18 protein-coding genes and 2 pseudogenes are annotated in these 17,688 nt (G+C 52.3%); 16 read left to right on the top strand and 4 right to left on the bottom strand.

Translation table 11 applies throughout. The features are described from left to right. Positions 1-10: 10 nt before the first annotated feature. The 3 genes from RX717_RS06350 to RX717_RS06340 all read right to left on the bottom strand — a co-directional run bounded on the left by RX717_RS06350 (position 11) and on the right by RX717_RS06340 (position 3,194). Complete coding sequence (locus RX717_RS06350) at positions 11-1,015, bottom strand: aldo/keto reductase (protein ID WP_159068041.1); 1,005 nt, start codon at positions 1,013-1,015, stop codon at positions 11-13. A gap of 40 nt (positions 1,016-1,055) precedes the next feature. After that, positions 1,056-1,919, bottom strand: a complete 864-nt coding sequence (locus tag RX717_RS06345; protein ID WP_107630670.1) for an aldo/keto reductase — start codon at positions 1,917-1,919, stop codon at positions 1,056-1,058. A gap of 207 nt (positions 1,920-2,126) precedes the next feature. Further along, entirely contained in the window at positions 2,127-3,194 is a 1,068-nt protein-coding gene (locus RX717_RS06340; protein ID WP_107630671.1) for a LacI family DNA-binding transcriptional regulator, read from the bottom strand. Between the two features lie 396 nt (positions 3,195-3,590). Here RX717_RS06340 and RX717_RS06335 point away from each other — a divergent pair, with 396 nt between their 5' ends. The 14 genes and pseudogenes from RX717_RS06335 to RX717_RS06270 all read left to right on the top strand — a co-directional run bounded on the left by RX717_RS06335 (position 3,591) and on the right by RX717_RS06270 (position 16,914). Continuing rightward, positions 3,591-4,427, top strand: a complete 837-nt coding sequence (locus tag RX717_RS06335; RefSeq protein ID WP_107630672.1) for a transketolase — start codon at positions 3,591-3,593, stop codon at positions 4,425-4,427. Beyond that, positions 4,424-5,353, top strand: a complete 930-nt coding sequence (locus tag RX717_RS06330) for a transketolase family protein (RefSeq protein ID WP_107630673.1) — start codon at positions 4,424-4,426, stop codon at positions 5,351-5,353. Before RX717_RS06335 ends, RX717_RS06330 begins: the two co-directional genes overlap by 4 nt. Before the next feature lie 12 nt (positions 5,354-5,365). Beyond that, positions 5,366-6,850 (top strand): FGGY-family carbohydrate kinase, encoded by a 1,485-nt coding sequence (locus tag RX717_RS06325; RefSeq protein ID WP_107630674.1) that lies wholly within the window; start codon positions 5,366-5,368, stop codon positions 6,848-6,850. Between the two features lie 191 nt (positions 6,851-7,041). After that, positions 7,042-8,043, top strand: coding sequence for a DctP family TRAP transporter solute-binding subunit (locus RX717_RS06320; RefSeq protein WP_107630675.1), 1,002 nt, complete (start codon positions 7,042-7,044; stop codon positions 8,041-8,043). A gap of 33 nt (positions 8,044-8,076) precedes the next feature. Continuing rightward, entirely contained in the window at positions 8,077-8,619 is a 543-nt protein-coding gene (locus tag RX717_RS06315) for a TRAP transporter small permease (protein WP_159068043.1), read from the top strand. Between the two features lie 4 nt (positions 8,620-8,623). Beyond that, a pseudogene (locus RX717_RS06310) lies at positions 8,624-9,897 on the top strand (TRAP transporter large permease). Between the two features lie 128 nt (positions 9,898-10,025). Then, entirely contained in the window at positions 10,026-10,481 is a 456-nt protein-coding gene (locus RX717_RS06305; RefSeq protein WP_107630677.1) for a hypothetical protein, read from the top strand. Positions 10,482-10,509: 28 nt separating this feature from the next. Further along, positions 10,510-11,160 carry a bifunctional 4-hydroxy-2-oxoglutarate aldolase/2-dehydro-3-deoxy-phosphogluconate aldolase gene (locus RX717_RS06300; RefSeq protein ID WP_107630678.1) on the top strand — a complete coding sequence of 217 codons (651 nt, stop codon included), beginning with the start codon at positions 10,510-10,512 and terminating at the stop codon, positions 11,158-11,160. A gap of 3 nt (positions 11,161-11,163) precedes the next feature. Next, positions 11,164-12,187, top strand: a pseudogene (locus RX717_RS06295) (PfkB family carbohydrate kinase). A 170-nt stretch (positions 12,188-12,357) separates the two neighbouring features. Next, on the top strand, positions 12,358-13,227 hold the full coding sequence (locus RX717_RS06290) for an AEC family transporter (RefSeq protein ID WP_242977804.1): 870 nt from the start codon (positions 12,358-12,360) through the stop codon (positions 13,225-13,227). A 957-nt stretch (positions 13,228-14,184) separates the two neighbouring features. Beyond that, positions 14,185-14,457 (top strand): helix-turn-helix transcriptional regulator, encoded by a 273-nt coding sequence (locus RX717_RS06285; RefSeq protein ID WP_242977805.1) that lies wholly within the window; start codon positions 14,185-14,187, stop codon positions 14,455-14,457. Between the two features lie 449 nt (positions 14,458-14,906). Then, complete coding sequence (locus RX717_RS06280; protein WP_107630682.1) at positions 14,907-15,338, top strand: DUF6100 family protein; 432 nt, start codon at positions 14,907-14,909, stop codon at positions 15,336-15,338. Further along, positions 15,325-16,356: a hypothetical protein gene (locus tag RX717_RS06275; protein ID WP_107630683.1), complete on the top strand. Its 1,032-nt coding sequence runs from the start codon at positions 15,325-15,327 to the stop codon at positions 16,354-16,356. Before RX717_RS06280 ends, RX717_RS06275 begins: the two co-directional genes overlap by 14 nt. Before the next feature lie 132 nt (positions 16,357-16,488). Then, positions 16,489-16,914, top strand: a complete 426-nt coding sequence (locus RX717_RS06270) for an N-terminal phage integrase SAM-like domain-containing protein (RefSeq protein ID WP_242977806.1) — start codon at positions 16,489-16,491, stop codon at positions 16,912-16,914. A gap of 28 nt (positions 16,915-16,942) precedes the next feature. Here RX717_RS06270 and RX717_RS06265 read toward each other — a convergent pair whose 3' ends face one another. Beyond that, positions 16,943-17,074 (bottom strand): hypothetical protein, encoded by a 132-nt coding sequence (locus tag RX717_RS06265; protein WP_316960680.1) that lies wholly within the window; start codon positions 17,072-17,074, stop codon positions 16,943-16,945. Between RX717_RS06265 and RX717_RS06260 the strand changes: the two genes are divergently transcribed. After that, positions 17,057-17,428, top strand: coding sequence for a hypothetical protein (locus RX717_RS06260; protein ID WP_277997737.1), 372 nt, complete (start codon positions 17,057-17,059; stop codon positions 17,426-17,428). The two genes, RX717_RS06265 and RX717_RS06260, sit on opposite strands and share 18 nt — an antisense overlap. Further along, positions 17,323-17,649 (top strand): tyrosine-type recombinase/integrase, encoded by a 327-nt coding sequence (locus RX717_RS06255; RefSeq protein ID WP_277997708.1) that lies wholly within the window; start codon positions 17,323-17,325, stop codon positions 17,647-17,649. Before RX717_RS06260 ends, RX717_RS06255 begins: the two co-directional genes overlap by 106 nt. Positions 17,650-17,688: the final 39 nt, after the last annotated feature.

Genomic DNA, 17,688 nt, shown 5'->3' with positions numbered 1-17,688 from the left:
TGTATGTTTGTTATTTCTTGAACACATTGGTGAATTCCTTGAGCTTCATATCCGTGTTGCCCTCATCCTGGATCGCATTGATGCGGGTCACATACTCGGAAGCCAGCGGCCCCATCTCGACTGTTGCGATGTTATCCTGGATGTGCGCCAGCGCGCGGGCACCCAGCGTATGCGAGTGGATCTCTGGGAAAGACAGGACATAGCGCACCGCGAGCTGCACCATATTCAGCCCCAGCTCGTCCGACAAGTCGTACAGCTTGGAGAGCTTGCGCGCCTGCGAGACTACCTTTTCATCCTCCGACTGCAGGAAAGCCTCCAGCGCCGCACGGTCCTTATTGACCAGCCCCGGGTTGTTCTGCCCTAAGCAGCCGCCGACCAGCACGCCAACATCGTGCTCCTTTGCCGCCGGAATCAGTTCATCGAACATCCAGCGGTTGAGCAGGCTGATGCCCCCCGCGACCATGACCACGTCGAACCGACCGGTACGCGTCATCTTCGCCAGCGCGGAGCAGTCCCACGACGAGCCGCCGATATACTGGGTCAGCCCCTCCTTTTTAAGCTGCTCCAGCACCTCCATAATCACGCAGTCCGCCGTATCAAAGTTCGCCTTCCACTCGCGCTCAACCTCGTGCATAAGCAGGATGTCAAAATGGTCGACGCGCATCAGCCACATGGAATGCTTGATGGTGGCCATGATTTTTTTCGGATCCTGAAACGCCTCGATCGCGCGCTCCTTCATTCCTGCGAGGATGCCCTCGTGCAGATGCCCCACCTTGGCGCAAATAATCGGCTTATCATCCGGATGGCGCTGTAGCGCACGGCCTACGATCGCTTCGCTTTCGCCGCCGCCATAGCACTGTGCGGTATCGATCAGGTTCACGCCATGCGCGATTGCATAATCGATGATCGCGTCTGCCTCCTCGGGTGCCACGTCGAACATGCTGGTAAACTGGAAGCCACCCAGTCCTAGCGCGGATACCTCATAACCGGTTCTGCCCAAAGTACGTTTGATCATTTTTCTTCCTCCCGTTTTGTTATCTATAGAATATTTCATTTTAGAACACGTTGAACGTATCCGGATTATTACCCGAATAACCGGTCAGCGGCATCGCGTCGATCACCGCCATATCCTCTGCCGAAAGCACGAAGTCAAACACATTCGTATTGTCCTTGATGCGGGACGGCGTAACCGATTTCGGCAACGGGGCGACCCCGTGCTGTAGGCACCAGCGAACACAGACATGCGCCACAGTTTTTCCGTACTTTTCCGCGATCTGCTTGACGGTCTCGTTCTGGAACATCGCTCCGCTGCCCATCGGGCTCCACGCCTCGACCTGTATCCCGTTTTCCTTGCAGTAAGCAACCGTTTCCGCCTGCATATAGCCGGGGTGGAACTCGATTTGATCCACCATTGGCTTTACTCCGGTCTCCATCAGGGATTTGAGGTGGTGGGGCAGGAAGTTGGATACGCCGATCGCGCGCACTTTGCCCGCCCGATACAACTCGGTCAGGGCGCGCCAGCTTTCCAGGTTCATCTCGTCCCAGTTTTCACAGTTGCCCGCGTTCGCCGGCCAGTGAATCAGATACAGGTCAAAATAGTCCAAGCCGAAATCATGCAGCGACTTTTCGAACGCCTCCAGCGTCTTTTCGTACCCGCGGTGCGTTGTCCAGACCTTACTGGTCACAAACAGCTCCTCACGGCGCACGCCGGCTGATTCCATTCCCGACCGAATGCCCTCACCCACACTTTTTTCATTTCCATAAACCGCGGCGCCGTCAATATGTCGGTAGCCCGCTTCGATCGCTGCTTTTACGGCGCGAACTGCGGTCTCTCCATCCGGTGTCTGCCAAGTGCCGAAGCCTACGCAGGGCAGCTTGACGCCATTGTGTAAAACGAACGCATCCGTTAACTGTTTCATTCTTCTCACTCCATTTTGTCGTATTGGTTTCGTTATCCAACGGTGTCTGTGCGTCTCCCCTCCATTTCATTGTCAAGCAATTATTAAAACGATTCATTTTATTTTTACAAAGTGTTATATGGTATTTTTTATGATTATTTTCAAAAACATTGAATCGTTTTATTTTATAAATATGATGGTATACAGAGTATTCCGCACCATATCAGCTTATATTTTTTCCAAACTGCTTTTCCGCACCATCAGACGCGGACGGAAATAAAGGTTCTGAGGCTCCTCCGCCGGATACTTCAGTCTGGCAAGAATCATTCTGGCCGCCTCCTCGCCCATTTCGTCTTCGTGCATGCCAAACGAGGTAATGTCGAGAATCTTGGAAATTTTCAGATTATCCAAACCGGTCAGCGCAATATCCTCTGGAATTTTTCCGTTCAGGTCATGCACAGCTTCCCAGCATCCGATCGCCTGTTGATCGTTGGACGCACAAATCGCCGTCGGCCGGTCCTGCATCTGGAACAGGATGCGTCCTGAATTATATCCTCCACGCTCATTATAATCGTTCCACTGCACATATGTTTCAGGGCAGATAAGCCCGCACTCTTCCATAGCCGTCTGGAACCCTTCATAGCGCTGCCGATACACTTCCAACCCTTTGGGCCCCGCCAAATATCCGATCCGGCTGTGCCCCATCGAAGCGAGGTGCTTGACCGCGTCATGTATTCCCTGTTGAACATCGATGGAAATAGTATCGAACGGATACCCCTGGTTCGCCCACAGATGGTTGCACATACCACACAGCACGATCGGCGCCGGCGTTTGCAGAACGGCGTCCAACAGCTCCTGGTCATAGGAGAAGTGTACCATGAACAGGCCGTCCACAACACGCTCCTGCAACAACCGGACCGCTTGCAGTTCCTCGTTTAGTTTACCATTGGTATAGTACAGCAACATGGAGTAGCCTTGCTTTTTAACCGTTTCCTGCACGCCTTCTATCATACCGAAGTATATCTCATTGGACGTATCCGGCAATGCCAGCATGATCAAACCGGTTTTCGCGGTTTTCAAAATCCGCCCGGCGCGGTTAGGCACATAACCCAGCTCTTTTGCTGCGTCCAGTACCAGCTTCCGGGTGGAATCCTTAACATATCCCACCGAATTAAGCGCGTTGGATACCGTGCCAACTGACACACCAGCCAGACGGGCCACATCACTGATTGAGCTTTTACCCTGTCGGCGCGCTTTTCTGTTTTCCTTTTTGACGTTTTCTCTTGTCTCCGCCATATTGCCTCCAATTAATTGTTATTACAGACAAATCGTTTCCCTTTCTTTCATTGTAGCCTGATTTCTACTATATTGCAATTGTGTAATTTGCCCGCACAAACCTGAATCGTTTTTTGTTGAAACGTTTTAATCACATTTTGATTATACACCTCGCGCATTTTTTTGCAATATCGTTTCTGTACATATTTCCTTGCATTTTTTCGGATGTTTTTTACAAAAATTCGAATTTTTCAAAAATAGGTCTTGATTTTTCCGTATGGTTTCGTATTCTTAAATTAAGACCGCTCCTTATCGCTTTTTTCATGAAACGTTTTAATATCCAAATCATTCAATACAGTTTAGCACATACAAACTACTTGCATCATGATTATCTCTACAACACAAGGAGAAGCGTTTATGGACGATTTAACCGCATTGCAAAAGCGTTCTTTCGAGCTTCGAAAGGATATCGTTGAGCTGATCCGTACCGGAAAGGCCGGTCATATTGGCGGCGATATGAGCGTTCTGGAAATTTTGATGACGCTCTATCTGCGCAGGATGCGCATCACACCGCAAACCGCTGCCTCCCCGGACCGTGACCGCTTTATTCTCAGCAAAGGGCACTCCGTAGAGGCCTATCTGACTGTTCTTGCCGCTGCCGGCTTTCTGGACATTGCTGAGGCGACAGAAAAGTTCTCTCAATTTGGTTCCCCCTACATCGGTCACCCTAACAACAAGCTTCCGGCGATTGAAATGAATACAGGCTCGCTCGGGCATGGATTGCCAGTGGCCGTCGGCATGGCTCTTGCCGCCAAAATGGACGGCAAAGACTACCGCGCCTATGTTGTGATGGGCGACGGCGAGCTGGCGGAGGGCTCGGTCTGGGAGGGTGCGATGTCAGCCGCACACTACCGGCTCGACAATTTGTGCGCGGTCGTGGACCGCAACCGTCTGCAAATCTCCGGCAGTACAGAAGACGTCATGGCGCTCGACGATTTGCATGCACGCTTCCGGTCTTTCGGCTGGCATGTGATCGATGTAGCCGATGGCAACAGCGTAGCCCAGTTGGATGCCGCTTTCGCGCAGGCGGAATGGCATAAGGGCCAGCCCAGCGTCCTGATCGCGAACACCGTCAAAGGCTGCGGCTCCGCCATCATGGAAAACAAGGCCGGCTGGCACCACAAAGTGCCCAACGATGAGGAATACCAGCAGATCTTGCAAGATCTCGCGGCAAGAAAGGAGGCCGTACAATGAATACGATTGCGAACCGTCAGGTCATTTGCGACACTTTGATACAGGCAGCGCAGTCCGATAATGATATTGTCGTCCTGTGTAGCGATTCCCGCGGCTCCGCATCGCTCGCCCCCTTTGCACAGGCTTATCCAGCGCAGTTTATCGAAACAGGTATCGCGGAGCAGGATCTGGTCGGCATTGCCGCCGGCCTTGCAAGCTGCGGCAAAAAGCCGTTTGCCGCCTCCCCTGCTTCGTTCCTTTCGACGCGCAGCTACGAGCAGATTAAGATCGACGTGGCCTATTCTTCCACCAATGTCAAGCTGATCGGCATTTCCGGCGGCATCAGCTACGGCGCGTTGGGTATGAGCCACCATTCGCTGCAGGACATCGCCGCCCTATCCGCGATCCCCCATATGCGCGTCTATCTGCCGAGTGACCGTTTCCAGACTGCAAAGCTGATGAAGGCGCTTTTGCAGGATGACAAAGGCGCCTATATCCGCGTGGGCCGCAATCCGGTAACGGATGTATATGAAGAAAACAACATCCCGTTCGAAATGGACCGCGCGACCAAAATCGGCGCAGGGGAAGACGTACTGATCGTTGCCTGCGGCGAAATGGTGCGGCCCGCCGTTGACGCCGCTGCACTTCTGCAGTCCAAGGGCATCGCGTGTACCGTACTGGATATGTATTGTCTCAAGCCACTGGACAAGCAGAGCATTATAGAAAATGCGCGGGAAACAAGGCTGGTCGTCACAGTGGAGGAACACGCACCCACCGGCGGGCTTGGTTCGATGGTCAGCCAGGTCCTGTCTGCCCACTACCCGAAAAAGGTAGTAAACCTGTCCCTTCCCGACGAGCCGGTCATCGCCGGCACTTCCAAAGATGTGTTCGCTTATTACGGCCTTCATGCCGAAGGAATCGCCGCCTCTGTAGAACAGAACCTGTAGGAGGGCGTCGCAATGAATATGCGTTACGTCCTTTCCGTTGACCAAAGTACGCAGGGTACCAAAGCCTTGCTATTCGACCAAGCTGGGCGCCTGCTTCACCGCAGTGACCTGACGCACCAACAGGTCATTGACGCGCACGGCTGGGTATCCCACGACCTTGAAGAGATCTATCAAAACCTGATCCGCTGTGTCCAGGCCGTTGTTCAGCAAGCCGGTATCCGCAAAAGTGATATCGTCTGTCTTGGTATCAGCAACCAACGTGAAACCGCTGCCGCGTGGAACCGTGAGACTGGCAAGCCGATATGCGGCGCCGTGGTCTGGCAATGCTCACGCAGCAACGCGATCTGTGAGCGCATCGCCACAGCCGCGTCCACGAAGCAGATCCAGCGCCGTACCGGCATCCCGCTTTCACCCTATTTCCCCGCTTCCAAGTTCACATGGATACGGGAAAATGTAGCCGAAGCAGCATTGCTCGCACAGCAGCACGCGCTGTGCCTGGGTACGGTAGATACCTGGCTGATCTACCGGCTGACGCAGGGCGCGAGCTATAAGACCGACTACTCCAACGCTTCGCGGACGCAGTTGTTCAACATTTCCACCCTGCAATGGGATCCTGACATCTGCCGCATGTTCGGTCTGGAGCCGGCAGAGCTGGCAACGGTCTGCGATTCTGATTCAGTTTTCGGTTTTACCGATTTGGAGGGCTTCCTGCCCGCCCCTATCCCCATCTGCGGCGTGCTGGGCGATTCCCACGGCGCGCTGTTCGGGCAGGGCTGTCTGCGCAGCGGAGAACTCAAGGTGACCTACGGCACGGGGTCTTCCGTAATGATGAATATCGGTTCTACCCCCAAATACAGCATGCACGGCCTGGTCACCTCGCTGGCCTGGCGCAGAAACGGCCAGACCCAATATGTCATGGAGGGCAACATCAATTACACCGGCGCGGTTATCACCTGGCTGCAGGAGCTTGGCCTGATTGCTTCGCCGCCGGAATCCGAGCAGCTTGCCCGACAGGCACACGCGGCAGACACGACTTATCTGGTCCCCGCCTTTACCGGACTTGGCGCCCCCTACTGGGACGGGGAAGCACAGGCAGCCCTATACGGCCTGACCCGACAGACCGGCCGAGCAGAAATCGTCAAAGCCGGCCTAGAAAGCATTGCTTACCAAATTTCAGACGTACTCCGCACCATCGAGCAGGACATCGGGATTCCCGTGCGTGAAGTATTGGCAGACGGTGGCGCAACCAAAAATGCCTATCTCATGCAGTTCCAGAGTGATATCAGCGGCACCCCCGTCCATGTTACGGATGCGGAAGAGCTGTCCGGTATCGGCGCGGCTTATATGGCGGGGCTTTCTTTCGGTATATATGATCCATCTGTCTTTTCCATCATCCAACGTACACCATACACACCGCAAATGGACGATCAGACCCGCTTGGCAAAACACGCCGGCTGGGAAGACGCAGTCCGCCGGACGCTGCGGCGTCAAGCGTGACCTAAACAGTTTATGTTGCCTTTCCCCCCTGTTTTCGGAGGTGGTGCTTTTACAAAAATTTCCCGCATCGTGTGCCGCAGTTATTTCATCACGCATCGAACATCCCCTGTGGCAACCGATCCGGCTGGTGCTTCTTCCTATCATGCATGGTAACACACAAAAAAGAAATAAGAAAAGAGAGGTAAATTATTATGAAACGAATCGTAGCTTCCTTGTTAAGTGCAACGATGATCCTGGGCCTTGGCGCCTGTAGCTCGAGTGGTTCGGATGCAAACAGTCAGGCCGGGGGTACTGTTGAGTTAACGCTTGACAGCGGCCTGACGCCGACCCATATTATCAACAAATGTGGCGAAGCGCTGGTAGATCTGGTAAACGAAAAGACCAACGGTGAGGTGCAGATCACCTTTTATCCCGCTGATACGCTTGGCAATTCCTCTGAGCGCGTAGCTATGTTGATGGGCGGTGAAACCGATATTTCGATGCAGGCACTGAGCGCATTCGACAGCTATAACCCACGCCAGGGCGTAGTCAATGCATTCTTCATGTTCAATGATTGGGATCACTACCAGAAGTACATGGAGTCCGATATCTATGGCGAGGTAATGTCCGGCCTCGAGGAGGCAACCGGCGCCACTGTACTCGGAGAAGTCTACTACAACCGCCGTCATATCGTCTCTAAAAAACCGGTTCAATCTCTGGCTGACCTGAAAGGGCTGAAGTTCCGCGTTCCAAACGAACCCATGCCAATCGCCTCTATTGAAGCGCTTGGCGCGTCCCCCACACCGATGGCAGGCAACGAGGTTTATATGGCGCTGCAGAACGGTACCATCGATGCAACCGAAAACGGCGCGGAACAGATTGTTGCACAGGCATTTTATGAGGTAGCGCCTTATATGACCTTTACTGCCCATCAGTATCAGACTCAGCTGTTTGTTTTGAGCGACGCTGGACGCCAGAAGCTTTCCGACGAACAATTTGAACTGCTCTGCGAGGCGGTCGATGAGGTTACTGCGGAATATAATACGCTTATCCAGGAATCCGAGGCAGAATATGAAGAGCAGCTCCGCAGCCAGATCAGCTGCTACGACATCGACACCTCCGAATTCCGCACAGCCTGCGAGGCAATGTACGACCAGCATGACGACGAATGGGGCGACGGTACCTGGGAGGCCATCCGCGCGCTTGCAGAATAACGCATATTTCCCACACATAAAGGAGGGATTGATTTGATTAAAAAGCTTGCGCGTTATTATACTGCCTTTGAGACATGGTTTTTGACCGTCTTATTTATGGGCGCGTTCGTCGTTGTTGCCATACAATCGGTTAGCCGCTATCTGTTCAACAGCCCAATTATTTGGACAGACGAGGTATCCACCATGCTGCAAATGTTCATGGCCTTCCTAGGGATTGGCTATGGTATACGGACTAAAAGTCATATCCGCATTGATGGAATATTTGTTTTCCTGCCTAAAAACGCACAGCGTATTTTATCGCTGATTTTCGATATTGCATTCATACTGCTTTGTATCGTTTTAATCCAGGACGGTATCAAGTATTCGATGAGCGAATGGAACGTTTCTTTTGGTACCTTTGCACTGGATCGCGGCAAAGCGTTCCTGGCTGTTCCCATCGGCTATGGACTTGCACTGCTTTACAGCGCGCTCAGTTGCATCGACTCTGTACGTGAGCTGTGTCACAAAGAACCTTGGTTCCGCTTCGGAGAAGGCGAGCAATCAGTTACTGATCTGGAAGACGAGGAGGCGAACTGAACAAATGGATTTCCTATGGTTGTTTGTATTTCTAATCGCCTTTATGGCACTGGGCGTTCCTGTGGCTATTTCGATGCTGATGGCTTCATTTATCTATATGCAGATGTTCGACATCAGCTTTTATAGCGCTGTTATTCAGTCTGTTGCAGCTCCCATGTCCCAAACGTTGCTTGCGGTAGGCTTCTTTATCCTGGCAGGCAACCTGATGAACCTGGGCGGTGTCACGCGGCGTATCTTCACTTTCGCGCAGGACGTTGTCGGCTGGATTCCCGGAGGCCTAGGACATGCCAATGTGCTCGCCAGTGTCATATTCGCGGGCATGAGCGGTTCTGCCACTGCCGACGCAGCCGGACTTGGAAAAATCGAGGTCAAAGCAATGACCCAAAACGGCTACGACAAGGAGTTTTCTGCCGCTATCACCGGAGCCTCCTCTGTGTTGGGGCCAATTATCCCACCCAGCGTGCCGATGATTCTGATGGCTACCCTCACCGGTGTTTCTACCGGACGGTTGTTTGCTGCAGGGATTCTTCCTGGTATTACCTGCGCGCTGATACTGATGATCATCGTATTTCTGCTGGCTCTGAAAAACGGCTATCCTCGGACGCCGTTCCCCACCGCACGCCTTTTCTGGGTTGACTTGAAAATGGCTTTTCTTCCCATGATGACCCCTGTCCTGATGCGTTTGAGCATTTACAGCGGTGTCTTTACCCCCTCGGAAGTTGCAGTCTTTGCAGGCATGTATGCGATCTGCCTGGGTCTTATCACCCACGAGCTTCCCCTGCGTCAGATACCACATATTTTCCGCGAATCCGCGCAGCTCCTCTGCAATATCCTGTTTATCGTTGTCGCTGCCAAGGTGTTCGGGTACGTCCTTACCCTTGAGCGTGTGCCGAATATCATTACGGAAATGATGATGAGCTTTGTTTCTTCGCCGACCGGCTGCATGATCGTCATTGTCATCATCATGCTGATCGTAGGCTGCATTATGGATGGTACCGCGGCAATTTTTATTGTTGCACCAATCCTGTATCCGGTAGCAACCTCCTTTGGTATCGATCCAATTCATTTCTGTATGGTATTCGTATTCACGCTAATGGTTGGCGTTGTAACCCCCCATTCGGCATGGTACTGTTCATTCTTCAGAAGGTGGCCAAGGTCGATTTCGGCAAGCTATGTAAGGCCATGATTCCGTTTTTTGCTGGTCTTGGCATTGTCATCCTGTTACTGGCGTTTGTACCGCAGCTCTCTACCCTGATGCCTGCAATCATGTACGGATAAAATGCATATACGGAAAACGGCAGCACCCTAATCCGCTGCTGTTTTCCGTTCTACCTGCGCAAAATAAATTTTTCGTCCAATATTGAAACGTTTTAATATAAAATTATCACGAGGTGAAACAAACAGATATGAAGTTACCCATCCATAACATTAATGAAATGAAAATCAGCGGCGTTTCCATACAGCTTAATCCGCAGGAGAACGAATACAAGGAGCGCTATTTCCAGTGGACGCCCTACAATCTGAAAACCTCTTTTAACGGACAGGAAATCATCTCCGGCCGACTAATCGGCTGGCATCATGCACCAGTATTCACGGAAGTAGAAACACATGGCAGCGATGAAATGTTTTTCTTCACCCACGGTGAATGTATTATGATCTTCTGCGATCTGAAAAATGGTATTCCTGCACTGGAAACCGTACAGCTTGCCCGTATCCCTGCTGGGACCCAGGTGCTAGTTCATGCGGGCAAAGCTCACTTTGTCCCTGTAGCCACGGGTGATTATTTTGAAGCTGTACTGTATGCCCCTGTGCAGGATTCCCCGCGAGCCAGTCTTGCAGAACCCATAGAGGGTATTGTATAATCTATTCCTTTTCGAGAGGTCTGACCATATGAGAAAAAATATTATTCAACAGGTCGAACTGCATAAACTGATCGCGATCGTCCGCGGCATTCCGCACGATCAATGCATGCCGCTTGCGCAGGCGCTTTACGACGGCGGCATCCGCCTGCTTGAGATCCCTTTCAACCAACAGGAGCCGGACTCTTTCCTACAGACCGCGCGGACTATTTCCGACCTTTCCAACGCATTTAGCGGAAAGCTACTCATCGGTGCGGGCACAGTCGTCAGCACAGAACTGGTGCGCCTTGCCGCTGACGCAGGCGCACAATATATCATTTCCCCCGATACCAAAGAGTCGGTTATCGCGGAGACTCGCGAGCGCGGACTGGTATCCATGCCCGGCGCGATGACACCTACCGAGATCACACTGGCGCACCAGTCCGGTGCGGACTTTGTCAAGCTGTTCCCCGCCGGCGCGCTGAGTGTGGATTACTTCAAAGCGGTCTTTGCGCCGCTGGGACATATCAAGTATTTGGCGGTCGGCGGTATCAACACCGAAAACATCCCCGCGTTTCTCAAGGCCGGCTGCTGCGGCTTCGGCATCGGCGGTAATCTTGTCAACAAAACGTGGGCAGCTGAAGGCGCTTTCGACCGGATCACCGCAGTCGCGCAGGACTTTTGCTGCGCAGTAAGGAGTTAAACCATGCCCAAGATCATTACCTTTGGCGAAATCATGATGCGCCTGAATCCGGAGGGATACCGCCGGATTGTACAGGCCGATCGTTTTGAGACCAGCTATGCCGGCGGCGAGGCGAATGTTGCCGTTTCCTTGGTACAGTACGGGATGGACACCGCCTTTGTTTCTAAGGTTCCTGCCCATGAGATCGGGCAGGCCGCAGTCAACGCGCTGCGCCGGTACGGGGTGGATACCGCGTATATGCTGCGCGGCGGACCGCGCCTTGGCACCTATTATGTGGAGAAAGGCGCTTCCCAGCGTCCGTCCAAAGTCATCTATGACCGCGCGGGTTCATCTATTGCGCTGGCAAAATCTGCGGAGTTCGATTGGCCAACAATCTTCAATGGAGCAGACTGGTTCCATTTTACCGGTATCACGCCGGCACTCAGCGAAACGCTTCCGGTCATTTGTCTGGAAGCGGTCCAGGCTGCGAAAAGTGCTGGCCTTACCGTCAGCTGTGATCTGAATTACCGCAACAAGCTTTGGAGCCGCGAAGAGGCGCGGACGGTCATGGAAACGCTGATGCCGTACGTCGACATATGCATTGCTAACGAGGAGGATGCGGCCGATGTATTTGGCATCCACGCAGAAAATACAGATGTCGACAGCGGCAAACTGTCGCATGAGGGCTATATCAGCGTAGCCAGGCAGCTCAGCGAGCGATTTAAATGCAGGGCGGTCGCCATTACGCTTCGCGGAAGCATCTCAGCCAGCGAAAACAACTGGGCAGCGATGCTGTATAACGGCAAACAGGCTTTCTTTTTCACAGCAGTACCGCGTCCATATCGTCGATCGGGTCGGCGGCGGCGACAGCTTTGGCGGTGCGCTGATTTACGCTCTGCTCTCGCAGTACGACAACCAAAAGGCGATTGACTTCGCGGCGGCCGCCTCCTGCCTCAAGCATTCTATCGAGCAGGACTTCAACCTGGTCAGTGTGGCAGAAGTCGAGTCGCTCGCAACTGGAAATACCTCTGGCAGGGTACAGCGCTAGGCACATGCACCCCCATATCTTTTAAAAACAAACGGCAAGACAATGCGTCTTGCCGTTTGCTTCTGCTTTCCTATATTTTCGCAAACCGATCGCGAGGTGATCTCATGATCAGCCTTATGCTGGCGAAAAAAATCTTATCCCTTTTTATTATCATGTTCATGGGCGTAGTTTTGGTAAAAAGCAAACTTGTTACACCCGAAAACAGCAAATGTCTTTCCGTCATATCGCTGTATGTCATCACACCATGCGTGATTCTCTCCGCTTTTCAAGTCGACTATACGCCGGATATTCAAAGCGGCTTTATCCTTGCCCTGATCGCTGCTGTTCTGGTTCATATCGTCCTGCTGCTTGTGACCAAAGCCTGCGGACATCTTTTCCATTTGACCGCGCTGGAGCGCGCGACGACGATCTATTCCAATGCGGGCAGTCTGATTATTCCCATTGTATCCTCTGTCCTCGGAATAGAATGGGTCATCTACACCACCCCCTTTGTCGCGGTGCAGCTTTCTTTGATCTGGAGCCACGGAAAAATGCTGTTATCCGGTGATACGCATATCGAATGGCAGAAGATCTTCAAAAACATCAATATGGTGTTTATTTTTATCGGTATCTTCCTTTTTATCGCAGGGATCCGTTTCTCGCCCGTGCTGCAGGAAGCCATCGTGTCTACGGGAGATATGACCGGCCCGTTGGCCATGCTCGTAACGGGTATCCTGATCGGCTCCATGGACTGGCGCAGGGTTCGCTCCTACCGCCGGCTATGGCTGGTCGCGCTGCTGCGCTTGATCGTGTCCCCCCTCCTGATCATTGCCGTTTTCTATTTTTCCCGACTCGCCGCCCTCGCGCCGGAAGGCGCACGCATCCTGTTCATCACGTTGCTTGCCGCCAGCACGCCCTCTTCGGCCGGCCTAACGCAGATGGCGATGATCTATGGCGACGATCCGGCCTATGCCAGCACGATCAATGCAGTCACCACTATGCTATGCATCGCCACTATGCCTGCGATCATCGGCTTGTATAGTATGATTTTCGGCATATAGCTGTTGTGCTTCCGATCACACCTAAATGTTTATTTTGAAGTATAGCGTGAATTTTATCCCACGCTATACCTTTGTTTTGGGGCATATCCATTCAGAAGCAACTCGTATCTTTTCGTAGATCCCGTGATGATCACCATTAGGGGGACAGCCCCGTACAACGCCCTTTCGCTTAGATCAAAGACGTTTTTGACGGTATATCCCCTCAAAATCTCCTATTATCTTTAATTTGTTGAAATTATCTCAACTTATTTTCCCATTTAGAACACATGACCCTCATTTTTTCTTCCCTGTGTTGCCGGCATGCCACTCATCTCAACACGTCCAGTCCATCAGAGTCAATTCTGTAGCAGCCTTTTCAGCGATCAGCGCCTTTACCCCTGTAATCGTAGGCAGGCTTGGTATTGTATCCATAAAGGTGTCCATGATCATAGTCGCATGACTGGCAAGCGCCAGCACCTGATGTCGTCATGAAGAATTTTTTCAGGTAATACCTGTATTTTTGTAATTTCCCGACAGTCCTGAGTAATTATGCCGCATACTGCCTGGCATTTTTCTTCAATCGTACAAAAAGTTGGCCATTGCAAAGCAAAACTTGGCGCGTCTTTTCCCCATATGGTTGCGGTCAGTTTAATTGCATCTCGTAGTTGCTCCTGATCATACCGTAAGGCAGAAAAATCCATACTTGGTTACAACCACTCAACATAAATTTTATTTATGGCATATTAAGCGTTTGTTGGGTTTCCATCCATCATTCCCAACAGCACCTCATTTGTTTTTCTGACACCAAAAAGGCATTCTACTCTTCAGCCAACATTTTCCCTTTCATAGTGTTACACTCTATCAATATTATATAACCTTAACCACTTACTGATTAGCTAAAATAATATAAAATTCGCGAACTTCTTATCTACTCGTCTTTATTCAAAACAGCATATTCTCTACGGCGATTATTCTGACGTGCTGAACGCCGAGCAGCTTGCCGCACTGCTTGTCATCTCGCGCGCGAGTGCGTATCAGCTGATGAACCGCACGGACTTCCCCAGGCTCTACATCGGCAAGCGCAAATTGGCGCCCAAGGACAAAGTCCTTGCATGGATAGACCAGCAGACCATGACACGACCACACAAACAGAATTCAACGTTTTCCGAACTTTTGGCGGATTTTCGATCCCGCGGTTTTGTTTCCAGGTCCAGCGGTAATTTGGCCGAAAGCACACCTTTCTTCCCATAAACCGAAAGCGCCGAAAAGGTGTACTTTGGAGATCCGGAAAAATTTGGCGGTAATTCTGAAATCAATTGAAACAGCACACTTTATTGCTTCAAGTCTTCGGAAAAACACTGAAATCAACAGATACGTCGTTCTGCACGGTTCCTCATTACCGAGCTGCTGGCTACGCAAGTGGGGCGGTACTGTTCCGAGGCATTTCCAACAAAAACAGCTGAAAGGCGGAGAAGCAAATGACCGATCCCTCAAAGGTGGCTTTTGAGTCCGCCTGCACAAGCTGAATGAATTATCTGAGCGGCTTGCGGTAGGCTGGCAGGATGACGCCTACCTGTACCGCCTTACTAACGCTGCACAGGATACTGCAATCGCCGCACGCGAAGTCCTATGCAGAAGCCCGCGAAAAAGATATCCTGTGCAGCAGGATATCTTTTTCGCGGGCATGGGTGGGGAGAAGCATGGCAGAGAGCAGGTCTGCGGTGCTTCCGGATGGGTATGCGCTGGAGGTCAGAGAAGACGGCTCGGTGGCGATCCGGCTTCCGCTGCGGCTGTCCAAGCGGAGCAACGACAGCGCGTTCGTATACGCGCCGCTGGATACGCTCCTTGCCCAGCACGCATCCGCCCTGCCCAGATTCAAGGAATGTACGATAAAATTCCTCCACTGTTACGCCTCATCGCATCATCCCGCGGATGTGCGCGACCATGATAATCTGGAGACACGCGCCGTGCTCAATGTCATCGAGCGGTACCTGCTCACCAGTGACAGCGGTATCTACTGCTCCAACATCCAGACAAGCTGCTGGGCGGAACAAGACCAGACCATCATCGTTATCCGCCCCTACAAGATACCGGTCTGCAATATAGGAGATGGCCGCCATGCGCATCTTTAGGAACAGTACCGCAGCCTACCTGCTGCTCATCAGCGCGCGCTATGGGCAGCTGCCGTACCGTGCGCTGCGCTTCCTCTCCCTGCCCTACGAAACCGCAAAGAATGCATTCCAGAAGCTGTGCCGCGCTGGGTATCTCGAAGTCGTCAAGGCGCCGGGGCATAAGAGCTTTTTTCTCACGGACAGCGGCTACGAGGCGTATTTCCAGACTATGATGAAGGACGACGATTCGCTGGAATGGGATGACTGGGAGAAATTTTCGGACAAGCCGGAATTTACCCGCAATATTCAGAAAGCCATCCGGCTCAGCCGTATCAATGAAGCGCAGCTATTCTTCTTTTTCCTCGGGCTGGCGCCGTACCAGACCTCGCTGGAAGTCAAACATGAAATGGAGAAAAAGGCTGCCCGCAGCTCGGATAGCCTCAAATATTCCCGTTTTGTCGGCATTACCTGGCGCGGTCAGCAGTCATCGCTGGTCTACCATTTCAGCAGCGGCAACCAGCGGCTCAACACGAACGGCGAGCGGAATGCCGCGGCACTGTTCAGCGACTACAGGCACCCATGCGGCAAGTTTATCCTGACCGAAACGGAAAAAGGCATCGTGGACATTTTGGAATACTCCCTATGGACGCTGAACAAGAGCAGCCGTGAACTCCGGCACATGCAGCTCAACTACCATATCACCTACGAGGACAACACGATCCTTCTTCCGCTGACCAAAGACGCAGGGGATTTTATACGGGCTTTCCAACATACGGACTGGCCGCAGACCGTACAGCGCCTGGAGGAGGACGCGCGACCCAAAGAGGGGATATTTCTGTCCACGCTCGACGGCACATGGATGGATGTGCTAGCCTACTTATCCGAGGAGCATACACCCGATATGCCTGTGACGTTCGCGGTCTGGGCTATCCAGCTCCCAATCCTGCGGGAGCTGACAAGACGCGGCTTACTGCCGGACGGCTGGCAGGTCGTTTCCTATCAGGCAGGGGATTTCTGCCGCGGAATACCGCCGTTCTGACATAGCAGGACTGTTCGCATATATGCAAACAGTTCTGATCAGACAGGCAGATAGAACCACTACGCATCCAGCATGGAATATGCTATACTGTTCATAGCAACGGGATCCATGTGCCACAGAAAGGAGGTCATCGTGGCACAAGTCAAAAAGACCCGCAACGCCGCGGGCAACGGAAATATCCGAAAGCAGAAAGATGGGACATGGGAAGGCCGGTACACCGCAGGCGCCGATCCCAAAACCGGCAGGCAGATCCGCCACTCTATTTATGGGAAAACACAAAAGGAAGTACGGGAGCAGCTCCGGCAGATCACGACCGATGTAGATACTGGGGCTTATGTCGCGCCATGCGCGATGAAGTTTTCCGAATGGCTGGATATCTGGCTGGAGGAGTACCTCACCGGCCGCTCGCCGCTGACGGTCAGCTCCTATGAAAGCTATGCACGCAACCATATCAAACCCGCATTGGGAGCGATCCGCTTAGACCATATCACGCCAGTCCACAATTCAAAAATTTATCAACGCACTTACAAAAACCGCTTTATCCCCAAAGACTGTTAAAAACATCCACGGGATTATGCATCGGTGCTTACAGCAGGCTGTGCTGATAGGCTATCTGCGAAATAACCCTGCTGATGTCTGTAATCTCCCCAAGATCCCCAAATCGCACATACAGCCGCTGTCGGATGAACAAATCGCTGCAATGATCCATCAGCTGCAAAGTTATCCATCCCCCTATACCACGTTGTATTTTGTCACTTTGTTTACCGGTATGCGGCAAGGCGAGGCTTTGGGTCTGAGCTGGATGGATATCGATTTTAACCGAAGCACGATACACGTTCGCTGGCAGCTTCGTAAGCTCCGCAAAAAGGGAGCAGGCTACGAGTTCGCCGTGCCTAAAGACAATGACAGCCGACTGATCCGTCCAGCCGATGCAGGAAGCACTGTGCAGAACGGAAACGGCAGCAGTTGGCCGCAGGTCCGCTGTGGAACAACTCCGAAGACCTCGTTTTTACCAACGAATTCGGGAAACATCTGGCACATATCACCGTGTATAAAAAATTCAAGGTATTAGCAGCCGATCTCGGTTTTCCCGCATGCCGCTTCCATGATCTGAGACACACCTACGCGGTCGTCTCCCTGGAAAACGGCGACGATATCAAGACCGTTCAGGAAAATCTCGGCCACGCCACCGCAGCGTTTACCCTTGACGTCTACGGCCATGTGACCGACCGGATGCGCAAGGAAAGCTCGGACCGCATGGAGAAATTCATCCATCAGGTGTCCACCCTGTAAAATCCTCTTAGGGGTATGGATAGGGGTGGGGAAATTTAT

Origin of the sequence: Intestinibacillus sp. NTUH-41-i26, assembly GCF_032769475.1 — a bacterium.
GTDB classification, from domain to species: Bacteria; Bacillota; Clostridia; order Oscillospirales; family Butyricicoccaceae; genus Agathobaculum; species Agathobaculum ammoniilyticum.
The sequence above is the reverse complement of the archived record's forward strand: the minus strand, read 5'-3'. Positions and strand labels throughout refer to the sequence as shown.